Genomic DNA, 12268 nt, shown 5'->3' on the forward strand with positions numbered 1-12268 from the left:
CGCTGCAGGTGTTGCAGCGTCCGGTTTGGGTTACCGTAACTATCAGCGTGCTGTGACAATTTGCGTTGCTTTCCGAAGCCGCCCAACAGAACAGGTAAGTCCACACCATGGACCAGGCCATGATCGAGTTTCAGAGCGTCACCAAGCAGTACCAGGGCGGGCAACCGGCCGTGGACGAGCTCACCATGTCCATCAGCCCGGGTTCCATCACGGTCTTTGTTGGGCCCTCCGGCTGCGGCAAAACCACCTCGCTGCGCATGATCAACCGCATGGTGGAGCCCACGTCCGGTGTCATCACCGTGGGGGGCAAGGATGTCACGTCGGTCCCCGCGCCGGAGCTGCGGCGTTCCATGGGATATGTGATGCAGTCCTCCGGACTCTTGCCGCACCGCTCGGTGCTAGACAACATTGCCACGGTGCCCAGGCTCAACGGCGTGGCCAAGTCCGCCGCAAGGAAACGTGCCGAGGAACTGCTCGACGTCGTTGGCCTTGCCCCCTCCCTGGGCAAGCGCTACCCTTCACAGCTCTCCGGCGGCCAGCAGCAGCGCGTGGGCGTGGCCCGGGCGCTTGCCGCCGATCCTCCTGTCCTCCTGATGGATGAACCCTTCAGCGCCGTGGATCCGGTGGTCCGCGATGAACTTCAGCAGGAACTCCTGCGGCTTCAGAAGGACCTCGCCAAAACCATCGTCTTTGTCACCCACGACATCGACGAAGCCACAACACTGGGCGACAAGGTGGCCGTCTTTGCCACCGGCGGGAAGCTTGCGCAGTACGCCACTCCGGAAGAGATCCTGCGGGCGCCGGCAAATGACTTCGTGGCCTCCTTCGTGGGGCGGGACCGCGGCTTCCGCCATCTGGGGTTCACCCCGTCCGACGGCATGAGCGTCCACCAGGTGCCCACCCTGGTCCGGGGTGCCAATGGCAGCTTGGACACTGGCTCCGCGGCCGCCGGGTGGCAGCTCGTGGTGGATCCGGACGGGCGTCCGCTTGGCTGGGCCGGCCCCGGGAACGGCAACGCCCTCATCCCCGGCGGATCACTGTTCCGTCCGGGGGAGAGCCTGCGGCGGGCCCTCGATGCCGCGTTGTCCTCTCCGGCAGGACTGGGTGTAGCTGTGGATGCCGACGGCCGGGTACTGGGCGTCGTCAGGGGCGGTGAAGTCCTGGCCCTCATCGAAGAAGCGCGCCAGGTCCGGCAGGCTGCGCTCTGATGGAGTGGTTCCTTGCCAACAGCGGCATGGTCCTGGAGCGGGCGGGGCAGCACATGGTGCTGGCCCTGGTGCCCATGGTCCTGGGGCTGGTGATTTCGATTCCGCTGGCGCAGCTGGCGCGGCAGCACCCCGTGCTCCGCTCGGTGGTGCTCACGGCGTCGTCGCTGCTTTACACGATTCCCTCGCTGGCATTGTTCATCATCCTGCCCACCGTCCTGGGAACCAGGATCCTTGATCCGCTCAACGTGGTGGTGGCCCTGACAATCTACGCCGTGGCCCTGCTGGTCCGGGCTGCGCTGGACGCCTTCGACTCGGTGGATAAGGATGTCAGCCAGGCCGCCGTCGCCATGGGGTACAAGCCGTTTGCGCGGTTCCTGCACGTGGACCTTCCGCTGTCCCTGCCGGTCCTCTTCGCCGGCCTCAGGGTGGTTTCCGTCAGCAATATTTCGCTGGTCAGCGTGGCCGCCCTGCTGGGCATCGGAAATCTGGGGATGCTCTTCACCTCGGGGCTGCAGCGCGGTTTCGTGACTGAAATTGTGGTGGGCATTGTTGCCATCCTGGTCCTCGCGCTGCTGATGGACGCCATCCTGGTCCTCCTTGAACGGCTGCTGACCCCCTGGGAACGGGCCGGGAAGGGGCGCAAAGCGCAACCGGCCGCCGGCAGCGCGGGAGAAGCGGTTGCCGGGGCACGCCGTCTTTCGGAACCGCAAACCGGAGGCGGAAACGCATGAGCAACGTCTTCACGGATACCTTTGCCTGGCTCGCCGATCCGCTGCACTGGACCGGGAGCGCCGGCATTCCGGCGCGGCTGGCCGAGCACCTGCAATACACGGGCCTGGTAATGCTGATTGCGGCTGCCATTGCCGTCCCGGTGGGCCTCTACGTGGGTCATACAGGCCGGGGCAGGGTGGCCATCGTGGCGCTTGCCGGTGCCCTGCGGGCCCTTCCCACCCTCGGCTTGCTGACGCTTTTTGTCCTGCTCGCCGGAATCGGACTGATGCCGCCCATCTGGGCGCTGGTGATCCTCACCGTGCCGCCACTCCTGGCCGGAACCTATGCAGGAATAGCCAGTGTGGACCGCAACGTGGTGGACGCCGCCCGCGCCATGGGGATGACCGAACTGCAGGTCCTGTTCCGTGCCGAGCTGCCCAATGCCCTCACAGTGATGTTCGGCGGCTTCCGGACCGGTGTGCTGCAGGTGATCGCCACCGTCTCCGTGGTGGCCTACATCAACCTGGGCGGCCTGGGACGGTACCTGTTTGACGGACTCGTCCTCAGTGACTTCCCGCAGATGCTGGGAGGATCGCTGCTGATCGCCGTGCTGGCCATCGGCGTCGATCTTGTCCTGGCCCTAATCCAGAGGCTGTTCCTGACATCAGGGGCCTCGAAGCAGTCCCACCGCAGCCAGCAGGCTGCGGTCGATCTCAGAGACCCCGTTGTCGCGGAGTCTGTGGCACAAGGAGGTAAGTCATGAAAGAAAGCCGACCACAAGCCTTTGGCAGGCGGGCATTCGGCGGGGTGGCCGCTGGCATTGGCCTGGCATTGGCACTGTCCGCCTGCGGCGGATCGTCCGATCCGCTCAGCCAGGCCCCGGCCACCACCGGCACGGCCTCAGGGGGAGCCACCTCGCTGGTGATTGGCTCGGCGGACTTCCCCGAGAGCCAGATCATCGCCGAACTCTACGCAGGGGCGCTGAACGCCGCCGGCGTCACGGCCAGCACCAAGCCGAATATCGGCTCCCGCGAGGTCTATTTCAAGGCGGTACAGGACGGGTCAGTGGACGTCATCCCGGACTACACAGGGAACCTGCTGCTGCATGTGGACAAGGAAGCCAAGGAGGTTTCGGCGGACGAGATCGCCAAGGCCCTGCCGGACAAGCTGCCGGGCGGTCTTGCTGTGCTGGAAGCTGCCGAGGCCGAGAACAAGGACGCCATGGTGGTCACCAAGGCAACCGCGGAAAAGTACCAGCTTAAATCCATCGAGGACCTGGCCAAGGTCTGCAGCGAGATCGTGGTTGGGGCACCGGCTACCTTCGCAGAGCGCGCCTACGGGCTGCCGGGCCTGAAGAGCAACTACAACTGTGAGCCCAAAAAGCTGGAGCCCTTCAGCGACGGCGGTGGCCCAGTGACGCTCAAGGCGCTGCTCGAAGACCAGGTGCAGGTGGCGGACATTTACACCACCACCCCGTCGATCGCCGACAACGACCTCGTGGTCCTGGAGGATCCTAAGAACAACTTCATCGCCCAGCAGGTCATCCCGCTCTACAACGAAGCCAAGATGACGGACAAGGCGAAGGAAGCGCTCAATTCGGTGTCGAGGACCCTCACCACCGAGGACCTCACTAACCTCAACCGTGCAGTCAGCGGCAGCCAAAAACAGGGCGCCAAGGAAGCGGCTGATGCCTGGCTCAAGGACAAGGGCATCGTGAAGTAGGAGCGAACTTAACTGCTTTGCCGCAACGACGGCGGCTGCCGGACTTCGCGGGTCTCCGGACTCCCTGTCCGGCAGCCGCCGTCGTTGTACTTAGCCAGCGGGCGTGCGCGGCGCGGCGAGGCGTGTGGTTGACGTCTCAGTGGAAGCCATCCCTCCTGTGGCATATTTGATGGATGGCAGAATACAAGCAGTCCACGAAGCTCAACAACGTCCTTTACGACATCCGTGGACCGATTCTTCAGGCCGCCCAGCAGATGGAGGCGGAGGGTCACCGGATCCTCAAGCTGAACATCGGCAACCCGGCGCCGTTCGGCTTCGAAGCGCCGGACGCCATCCTGGTGGACATGATCCGCCACCTGCCCCACGCCCAGGGATACAGCGATTCCCGGGGCATCTTCTCCGCCCGCACCGCCGTCTCGCAGTACTACCAGACCCGCGGTATCCAGAACATCCATGTCGACGATATCTACCTGGGCAACGGCGTCAGCGAGCTCATCACCATGTCCCTGATGGCCCTGCTCGATGACGGCGACGAGGTACTGATCCCCACGCCCGACTACCCTCTGTGGACTGCGTCCGTGGCGCTCGCGAGCGGAAAACCGGTCCACTATCTCTGCGACGAGGAATCCGGCTGGCAGCCCGACCTCGAGGACATGGAAGCCAAAATCACGCCCCGGACCAAGGGCATCGTGGTGATCAACCCGAACAACCCCACCGGTGCCGTCTACCCCGAAGAGACGCTGAAGAAAATTGTGGCGCTGGCGGAGAAGCACGGGCTGGTGATTTTCGCCGACGAAATCTACGAAAAGATCCTCTACGAGGACGCCGTCCATGTAAACCTGGCGAAGCTTACGGGCGACCACGTTCTCTGCCTCACCTTCAGCGGACTGTCCAAGGCCTACCGCGTATGCGGCTACCGGGCCGGGTGGATGGCCATTTCCGGCCCCAAAAAGGATGCCGCGGACTACCTTGAGGGCATCAGCCTGCTGGCGAACATGCGGCTCTGCGCCAACGTTCCGGCCCAGCACGCCATCCAGACGGCGCTCGGCGGTTACCAAAGCATCAACGATCTGATCCTGCCCGGCGGCCGTCTGCTGGAACAGCGCAACAAAGCCTATGAGCTTCTGAACGCCATACCCGGAGTGAGTACCCAGCAGGCCAGGGGCGCCCTCTACCTCTTCCCCCGGCTCGACCCGGAGGTTTACCACATCAGGGATGACGAAAAGTTCGTCCTCGACCTCCTGCGCGAGCAGAAGATCCTGGTATCCCACGGCCGCGCCTTCAACTGGGTACGCCCAGATCACTTCCGCATGGTCACGCTGCCCAACGTCAAGGACATCGAAGAAGCCGTTGGCCGGATGGGGGACTTCCTAAGCAGGTACCAGGGGAACTAGCCTGTGGTCACGGGTGCCACGGGCCCCGTGTACCTTCGCGGAAAGGACCCTTCATGGCCGGCGTCGTCCAGTTCGAACAGCATCCCTCCGAAACCCTCCGGGCAGGGGAGGGGTTTTCGCTGGAAAGCGTGGATCCCGACTCCACTCCCGGCTACATCGGCCGCAAGCAGGACGGGCAGGTGCTGCTCGCGGAACTTGATGATGACCTGGGCGAACTGCAGGAGAAGCTTTTTGCCGAATCCCGCTTTGGCGGTAATAAACGGATCCTGCTGATCCTGCAGGCCATGGATACCGCCGGCAAGGGCGGAATCGTCAATCACGTCATGGCGGCCATGAATCCGCAGGGTGTCCAGTTCAAGGCCTTCAAGGCGCCTACGGAGGAGGAAAAATCGTACGACTTCCTGTGGCGCATCGAGAAGGAAGTGCCGGCAGCAGGAATGGTGGGTGTTTTTGACCGCTCACACTACGAGGACGTGCTCATCCACCGGGTCCACGGCTGGGCAAGCCCTGACGAACTCAAGCGGCGCTATGGAGCCATCAACGAATTCGAGGCCCGGCTGACGGGCTCGGGGACCAAAGTGGTCAAGGTCATGCTCTACATCAGCGGGGAAGAACAGAAAAAAAGGCTTCTGGCCAGGCTTGACGACCCGGCGAAGCACTGGAAGTACAGCCGCGGTGACCTCGAGGAGCGGGCCTTTTGGAATGACTACATGAAGGCCTACCAGGTAGCCATCGAAGAAACCAGCACCCCTGAGGCGCCGTGGCACGTAGTGCCTGCCAACAAGAAGTGGTACGCCCGGATCGCCGTGCAGCAATTGCTGCTGGGGGCGCTGTCCGAACTGAACCTTGAGTGGCCCAAGGCGGACTTTGATGTCGCCGTGGAACGGGAAAACGTGGCCCGGTCCTGACTCCGCTTATACCCGGCACTGATGACCTACAGCGGCTGGTCGCGGGCAGCTGCCAGCCGCTTCCTCGCGCCTTCCAGCCATTCCTCGCAGCGCGAAGCCAGCGCTTCGCCCCGTTCCCACAGCGCCAGCGATTCCTCGAGGCTGGCCCCGCCCGCCTCCAGCCTGCCCACCACCGCCACGAGCTGCTCCCGTGCTTCTTCATAGCTCAGCGCAGCGACGTCGTGTCCTGGCTCTTGTTCAGTCATTGGGTTCTCCTTGGTGCGTGCCCGGCTTGTGCGGGGCTGAGTCTGATGAAGGGGGGCCGGTGGAGGTGGCGCCGAAGCGCCCTTCTGCAACCCTGACCGAGAGCGGCGTGCCCGCCGGTGCCTCGGCCGGGCGGCGCACCACCGCATGCCCGGAGGTGCCGCGCCCTGCTGCCAGTGCGCCTGTGAGTTCGACGACGGCGTACCCCCTGTCGAGGGTCTTCTGAGGTGACAGCGCGCGTACCTGTGCTTTCAGGTGCCCGAGCTGGTCAGCTGCACGGACCACGGTGGAGCTCACCGCCGCGGAAGACCTTCGGAGCAGCCGCTCAATTTCTTCCGCGCGCATGGTCACCAGGCCCTCAGGCGCAGCCATGACCGGCCTTGAATGAAGGGATGCCAAGCGGTCCGATTCCCGGTCCACGAGGCGCTCCAGGCACCGGCGCAGCTGCTCCCGTGCCTGGCGCACGCCCGCCAATTCCTCCGACACTTCGGGCACGATCCTCTTGGCCGCGTCCGTAGGCGTGGAGGCACGAAGATCAGCGACGTCGTCGAGCAGCGGCCTGTCCGCCTCGTGGCCGATGGCACTGACCACCGGCGTGGCAGCGGCTGCCACAGCGCGAACCAGTTCCTCGCTGTTGAAGGGCAGCAGGTCTTCCAGCGCACCGCCCCCGCGGGCGATGACAATGACGTCCACCTCGGTGCGGGAATCCAACTCCCGCAGGGCCCGGACAATCTGGGACACGGCAGTGTTGCCCTGGACGGCCACTTCGCGGATTTCGAACTCGACGGCGGGCCATCGCAGGGCGGCGTTGCGGAGGATGTCCTTTTTGGCATCGGAGTCGCGTCCGGTGATGAGGCCAATGCGGTGGGGCAGCAGGGGCAAAGCCTTCTTGCGGGAGTCCGCAAAAAGCCCCTCGGCGGAGAGGGCCTGGCGGAGGCGCTCGATCCTGGCGAGGAGATCACCCAGACCCACCGGCCTGATGTCCCGGACCAGCATGTTCAGCCGGCCCGTCTTGATCCAGAACTCTGGCTTCAGCAGGGCAACCACCCGGGAACCGCGTTCCAGCGGCAGGTTCTGGCGCTCCAGCACTTTGGTCCACACTGAGGCCGGCAGCGAAACTTCCGCGTCAACGTCCCTCAGTGTGAGGTAGGCGTTGGTGCCGCGCCGGTTCAGTTCGATGACCTGGCCTTCAACCCATGCCGAGGGCGTGCGGTCGATGTGGGCTTTCAGCTTCTGGGAGAGGAGCTGCAAGGGCCATGGGTTGTCCGGCGTGGTTTCTGCCGCCGTCGCAGGCAGGGTAGTGGGCGCGGTCAGCTGCTGGTCCGGGAGCGGAAGTGAGGCCTGTTCAGACATGCGAACTCCCTTGCGGGGTTGGAGTTGCGGGCATGGGGTCCTTCGTCTGTTGAGCGGCGGTCATTCAACCTTATCCATAAGCAGTAGCACGCGGGGCTGACAGTGGCCGGCAGGAATGCCCGCCTAGGATGGGTTGACCGCCATCGACCTGAAGGATCTGCTGTGCGCACTTTTGTTTCCGCTGCTGCCACCGTGCTGGCCGTCGTGCTCGCTGCCGTGGCAGTTCCGGCCATCTGGCTGGACCGCAGCATCGTCCAGGAGCAGGGCTTCGTGGAACTGGCCGCGCCGCTGGGAAGGAATCCTGAGTTCCAGCAAGGATTGGCAGCGGCTGCAATCGGAACAATCGACACCAGCTCGGTCCCGAATTTCCTCTCAGGCCTGGTCCGGCCGGTACTGGAGAACGCCGCGGCGTCCCTGACCAGCCTCCCCGGCTATCCAGCTGCCTGGGAAGAAACACTGCGGAAAAGCCACCGGCTCAGTTTCGCAGGCACTGTGGCTGGCAACAGCACGGAAGCGTCGGCTGCCTCCTCGTCCTTGACCCTCGACGTCGCTCCTCTGGTGGCGCTGGGTGCCGGGGAAATCTCGCGTGCAACCAGGCTTCCCCTGGATCCGCCCGAGCAGACGCTGATCAACGTAGGCCAGCCCGAGCAGAAAGCGTGGATCGAGCGCCTGAGCACTTACGCCCCCGCGGGCTACCTGCTCGCAGGGGGATCGGCGGTAGCGCTGCTCCTGGCCCTTGTTGCAGCCCGGCGCCGCTGGACAGTGCTTGTAGGTGCGGGAGCAGGTGCTTTGCTGCTGGCGGTTTTGTGGGGAGTGTGCGCGCAGGTGGGATCCGCTGCGGCGCTGGCAACCGACAGCGGGAACGAGGTGGCCAACATGTTCAGAAACGAATTCGTCGCCGCTTCGTCGGGCCACTTCCAGTCGTGGATCTGGGCGGCCGCTCTTACCGGCGGCGCATTGCTGCTGGTGGGGACTGTGGCCGGCCTCATACCGCGAAAACCGGCCCTTGCAACCCGGTAGAATTAAGCAATGACCCCCTCAGCTGTTTCTCTTTCGATGCCCACAATTCCCCGTAGGCGCCGCTCTCCTGAGGAAGTAGCTGCTGCAGCCCCCGTAACCGGGACGAAAAAGGTGCTGCTTGCCGCCCCTCGCGGGTACTGTGCCGGAGTTGACCGTGCTGTCATAGCCGTCGAAAAGGCGCTGGAGCACTACGGCCCGCCGGTGTACGTCCGCAAGCAGATCGTGCACAACGTCCACGTGGTCAGCTCCCTGGAGGAAAAGGGTGCCATCTTCGTTGATGAAACGGACGAGGTGCCGGAAGGTGCTTTGGTGATTTTTTCTGCCCACGGGGTATCGCCGGCTGTGGTCCAGTCCGCGGAGGACCGGGGCCTGCGGACTATTGACGCCACCTGTCCTCTGGTGACCAAGGTCCACAAGGAAGCAGTGCGGTTCGCCAAGGACGACTTCGACATTCTGCTGATCGGCCACGACGGCCACGAGGAAGTTGAGGGTACGGCGGGAGAAGCTCCCGAACACATCCAGATCATCAATGGCCCCCACGAAGTGGACAAGGTGACGGTGCGGGATCCGGAAAAGGTCATCTGGCTTTCCCAAACCACCCTCAGCGTTGACGAGACCATGGAAACGGTGCGTTTGTTGAAGGATCGGTTCCCCACCCTCCAGGACCCGCCCAGCGAGGACATCTGCTACGCCACCACCAACCGCCAGGTGGCCATCAAGAAGATTTCCCCGCAGGCCGACCTTGTCATCGTGGTTGGTTCGGCCAACTCCTCAAACTCCGTGAGGCTGGTGGAGGTGGCGCTCGAGTACGGGGCGAAGGCGTCGTACCGTGTGGACTTTGCCAACGAAGTGGACGAAGCCTGGTTTGAAGGCGTCGCAACAGTTGGCGTGACGTCCGGGGCCTCCGTGCCCGAGGTGCTGGTGCAGGACGTCCTGCGCCTGCTGGCCGATTACGGTTACGGCACGGTGGAGGAAGTAGTCACGGCCGAAGAGGATCTCCTTTTCTCCCTGCCCAAGGAGCTGCGGGCAACCCTGAAGCAGGCCGGCGATGTCAGCCGTGCCCTTGGCGGACGCCGCCCGCGCAGCTGACGACAACTGGAAAGTGCCTGGCAGCTGGAAGCTGCCAGGCACTTTTGTTTCTTTGCTCCTTTTCCGGGAAGGATCTATTCGGGCGGGCCCCTTCAGGCAGCCTCGTCCTCGCTTTGGAGCTCGGGGGCGGCCAAAGCGCGCGGTGTGACCTCCACAACCGGAGGAGTAACCAGGCCGGATTCCTCCAGCGTATTCAGCTTCCGGGCAGTGGGGAGGACACGCGCTTCCAGGGTGCCCACCATGGAGTTGTAGCGGTCCACGGACGTCTTCAGGGAGGACCCCAACTTGGTGACGTTTTCGCCCAGGGTTCCCATCCGGTCGTACAACTGCCTTGCGAGGTCGAACAGTTCCCGGGCGCTGTCCGTCAGGACGTCCTGGCGCCAGGTGAACGCAACGGATTTCAGTACAGCCAGCAGCGTGCTGGGGGACGCCAGAACCACGTTCCGGGACAGTGCATGGTCGAGGAGCTCGGCGTCGGCCATGAGTGCTGCGGCCAGGATCGACTCGGCCGGGATGAAGCAGATCACCAGCTCGGGGGAGTTGCCGGGGATATCCCAGTACTTCTTGTTGCTGAGTGAGTCCACATGCGCCCGCAGGGCTTTGGCGTGGGCAGCCAGGAGCGCCTGCTGGGAGCGGCCATTTGCGCCGGGGACCGGTCCGGCCTGCACTGTCCGCGATTCCATGGACGCTCCAAGCTCCTGGGCTTCGAGGTAGGCCGACAAGGGGACCTTGGCATCCACCACCAGTTGCTTTTCGCCGGGCAACTGGACCACCAGGTCAGGGCGGACCGCCGACTCTCCGCCGGAGCTGTGGACCTGCTCGACGAAGTCAACGTGCCGCAGCATTCCTGAGGCCTCCACCACGCGCCGCAACTGGACTTCCCCCCACTGGCCGCGCGCACTGTTGGACCGCAGGGCAGACTCCAGGGCGTGGGTGGACCGGATCAGCTGTTCATCCGAGAGCCGCGCCTCCTGCAGCTGCTGGGCGAGCTGGCCGTACTGTTCCAGCCGGTCACGCTCCAGGAGCGCCACCTGCTGCTGCACCGCCGTCAGTTTCTCGGCCACGGGCGCCAGCGCGCGCAGCACGCTGCCGTCCTGGGACCGTGATTCGCCCAGCTCCCGGTTCTGTGCAGCCAACAGCCGGCGTTCGGCGTCGGCCGCGGCGAACTGCGCGCTCACCTCGGAAAGCCGGGACGAGACGGCGTCGAAGTCCTCTTCCAGGGCGCGGCTGTTTTTCCGCAGCACAAAGTAGGCCGCTGCGGCGCCCGCGAGGGCCCCCAGTAACAGCATGAACAGAGCCAGTATCAGCGCGAAAGCATCCATCTGCCCACTGTCGCATGGGGCTGTGACATTTTCCCGAAGCGACATCTCGGCCGGGCCCCGGACGGCCTTAACGCTTGCTGCGGGTAGAATCAATGCTCGTGGCTCTTACTATTGGCATCGTCGGACTGCCCAACGTCGGCAAATCAACTCTCTTTAACGCACTGACCCGCAACCAGGTGCTGGCAGCGAACTACCCGTTCGCTACCATTGAGCCCAACGTTGGAGTTGTCAGCCTGCCGGATCCCCGGCTCAAGCAGCTTGGCGAGCTCTTCAACTCACAGCGCCTGCTGCCCGCCGCGGTTTCCTTCGTGGACATCGCCGGCATCGTCAAGGGCGCCAGCGAAGGCGAAGGCCTCGGAAACCAGTTCCTGGCCAACATCCGGGAGGCGGAAGCGATCGCGCAGGTGGTGCGCGTCTTCGACGATCCCGACGTGATCCATGTCGACGGCAAGGTTGATCCCCGCTCGGACATGGAGACCATCAACACCGAGCTGATCCTCGCGGACCTGCAAACCATTGAAAAAGCCATCCCGCGCATTGAAAAAGAAGTGAAGATCAAAAAGCGTGAGGCTGCGGAGCTGAACGCGATTCTCGCCGCCCAGAAGGTGCTTGAGCGCGGCGACACCATTTTTTCCTCCATCAAGAGCGACAAGCTGGAGATGAACCACCTCAAGGAGCTCAGCCTCCTGACCGCCAAGCCCTTCATCTATGTCTTCAACGCGGATGAGGGGATTCTCGGCAGCCCGGAAAAACAGGAGGAACTGCGTGCCCTGGTGGCTCCGGCCGACTGCATCTTCCTTGACGCCAAGCTTGAGGCCGACCTCGTGGAACTTGACGAGGAGGAAGCCCGGGAAATGCTGGAAATGAACGGCCAGGACGAATCCGGGCTGGACCAGCTGGCCCGGGTCGGTTTCCACACCCTGGGCCTGCAGACCTACCTCACCGCCGGTCCCAAGGAAGCACGCGCCTGGACCATCCACCGTGGCGATACGGCTCCGCAGGCCGCCGGTGTGATCCACACCGACTTCCAGCGGGGCTTCATCAAGGCTGAGGTGGTTTCCTTCGACGACCTCATGGAAGCGGGATCAATGGCCGAGGCCAAGTCCCGGGGCAAGGTCAGGATCGAAGGCAAGGAATATGTCATGGCCGACGGCGACGTGGTGGAGTTCCGCTTCAACGTCTGATTGGGCCCCTTTTCCCTCGTAGTGAAAAGGATTAGGCGCTGTCAGTCCGTAAAGAGGCCGCATGGGTGCCAAGAGCCTCGCTCATCATGGCTCCGGCTGCGGACCGGTGCGGTC

The 12268-nt window shown here is 64.0% G+C and carries 12 protein-coding genes; 9 read left to right on the forward strand and 3 right to left on the reverse strand.

Annotated features, from left to right (window positions below):
• Positions 1 to 107: 107 nt before the first annotated feature.
• The 6 genes from AC5RVN_RS01400 (at position 108) to AC5RVN_RS01425 (ending at position 5943) form a co-directional block, all read left to right on the forward strand.
• Positions 108 to 1208, forward strand: a complete 1101-nt coding sequence (locus AC5RVN_RS01400; protein ID WP_494136848.1) for an ABC transporter ATP-binding protein — start codon at positions 108 to 110, stop codon at positions 1206 to 1208.
• Complete coding sequence (locus AC5RVN_RS01405; RefSeq protein ID WP_494136849.1) at positions 1208 to 1939, forward strand: ABC transporter permease; 732 nt, start codon at positions 1208 to 1210, stop codon at positions 1937 to 1939. The genes AC5RVN_RS01400 and AC5RVN_RS01405 overlap by 1 nt, the downstream gene beginning before the upstream one ends.
• Positions 1936 to 2682, forward strand: a complete 747-nt coding sequence (locus AC5RVN_RS01410) for an ABC transporter permease (protein ID WP_494041886.1) — start codon at positions 1936 to 1938, stop codon at positions 2680 to 2682. Before AC5RVN_RS01405 ends, AC5RVN_RS01410 begins: the two co-directional genes overlap by 4 nt.
• Positions 2679 to 3641 (forward strand): ABC transporter substrate-binding protein, encoded by a 963-nt coding sequence (locus AC5RVN_RS01415; protein WP_494136850.1) that lies wholly within the window; start codon positions 2679 to 2681, stop codon positions 3639 to 3641. The genes AC5RVN_RS01410 and AC5RVN_RS01415 overlap by 4 nt, the downstream gene beginning before the upstream one ends.
• A 173-nt stretch (positions 3642 to 3814) precedes the next feature.
• Entirely contained in the window at positions 3815 to 5035 is a 1221-nt protein-coding gene (locus tag AC5RVN_RS01420) for a pyridoxal phosphate-dependent aminotransferase (protein ID WP_494041884.1), read from the forward strand.
• 53 nt (positions 5036 to 5088) lie between these two features.
• Positions 5089 to 5943: a polyphosphate kinase 2 family protein gene (locus AC5RVN_RS01425; protein ID WP_494136851.1), complete on the forward strand. Its 855-nt coding sequence runs from the start codon at positions 5089 to 5091 to the stop codon at positions 5941 to 5943.
• A 26-nt stretch (positions 5944 to 5969) separates the two neighbouring features.
• Here AC5RVN_RS01425 and AC5RVN_RS01430 read toward each other — a convergent pair whose 3' ends face one another.
• Both AC5RVN_RS01430 and xseA read right to left on the reverse strand, forming a co-directional pair.
• Entirely contained in the window at positions 5970 to 6188 is a 219-nt protein-coding gene (locus AC5RVN_RS01430) for an exodeoxyribonuclease VII small subunit (protein WP_494136852.1), read from the reverse strand.
• Positions 6181 to 7539, reverse strand: coding sequence for an exodeoxyribonuclease VII large subunit (xseA, locus tag AC5RVN_RS01435; RefSeq protein WP_494136853.1), 1359 nt, complete (start codon positions 7537 to 7539; stop codon positions 6181 to 6183). The genes AC5RVN_RS01430 and xseA overlap by 8 nt, the downstream gene beginning before the upstream one ends.
• 162 nt (positions 7540 to 7701) lie before the next feature.
• Here xseA and AC5RVN_RS01440 point away from each other — a divergent pair, with 162 nt between their 5' ends.
• Both AC5RVN_RS01440 and AC5RVN_RS01445 read left to right on the forward strand, forming a co-directional pair.
• Entirely contained in the window at positions 7702 to 8559 is an 858-nt protein-coding gene (locus AC5RVN_RS01440; protein ID WP_494136854.1) for a hypothetical protein, read from the forward strand.
• Between the two features lie 9 nt (positions 8560 to 8568).
• Positions 8569 to 9648: a 4-hydroxy-3-methylbut-2-enyl diphosphate reductase gene (locus AC5RVN_RS01445; protein WP_494136855.1), complete on the forward strand. Its 1080-nt coding sequence runs from the start codon at positions 8569 to 8571 to the stop codon at positions 9646 to 9648.
• Positions 9649 to 9740: 92 nt separating this feature from the next.
• Here AC5RVN_RS01445 and AC5RVN_RS01450 read toward each other — a convergent pair whose 3' ends face one another.
• On the reverse strand, positions 9741 to 10970 hold the full coding sequence (locus AC5RVN_RS01450) for a DNA recombination protein RmuC (protein ID WP_494136856.1): 1230 nt from the start codon (positions 10968 to 10970) through the stop codon (positions 9741 to 9743).
• A gap of 98 nt (positions 10971 to 11068) precedes the next feature.
• Between AC5RVN_RS01450 and ychF the strand changes: the two genes are divergently transcribed.
• A complete protein-coding gene (ychF, locus tag AC5RVN_RS01455; protein ID WP_494041877.1) occupies positions 11069 to 12154 on the forward strand; it encodes a redox-regulated ATPase YchF in 1086 nt (361 codons plus the stop codon).
• The last annotated feature ends 114 nt before the right edge of the window (positions 12155 to 12268 follow it).

It is taken from the genome of Arthrobacter sp. sptzw32 (genome assembly GCF_059089735.1).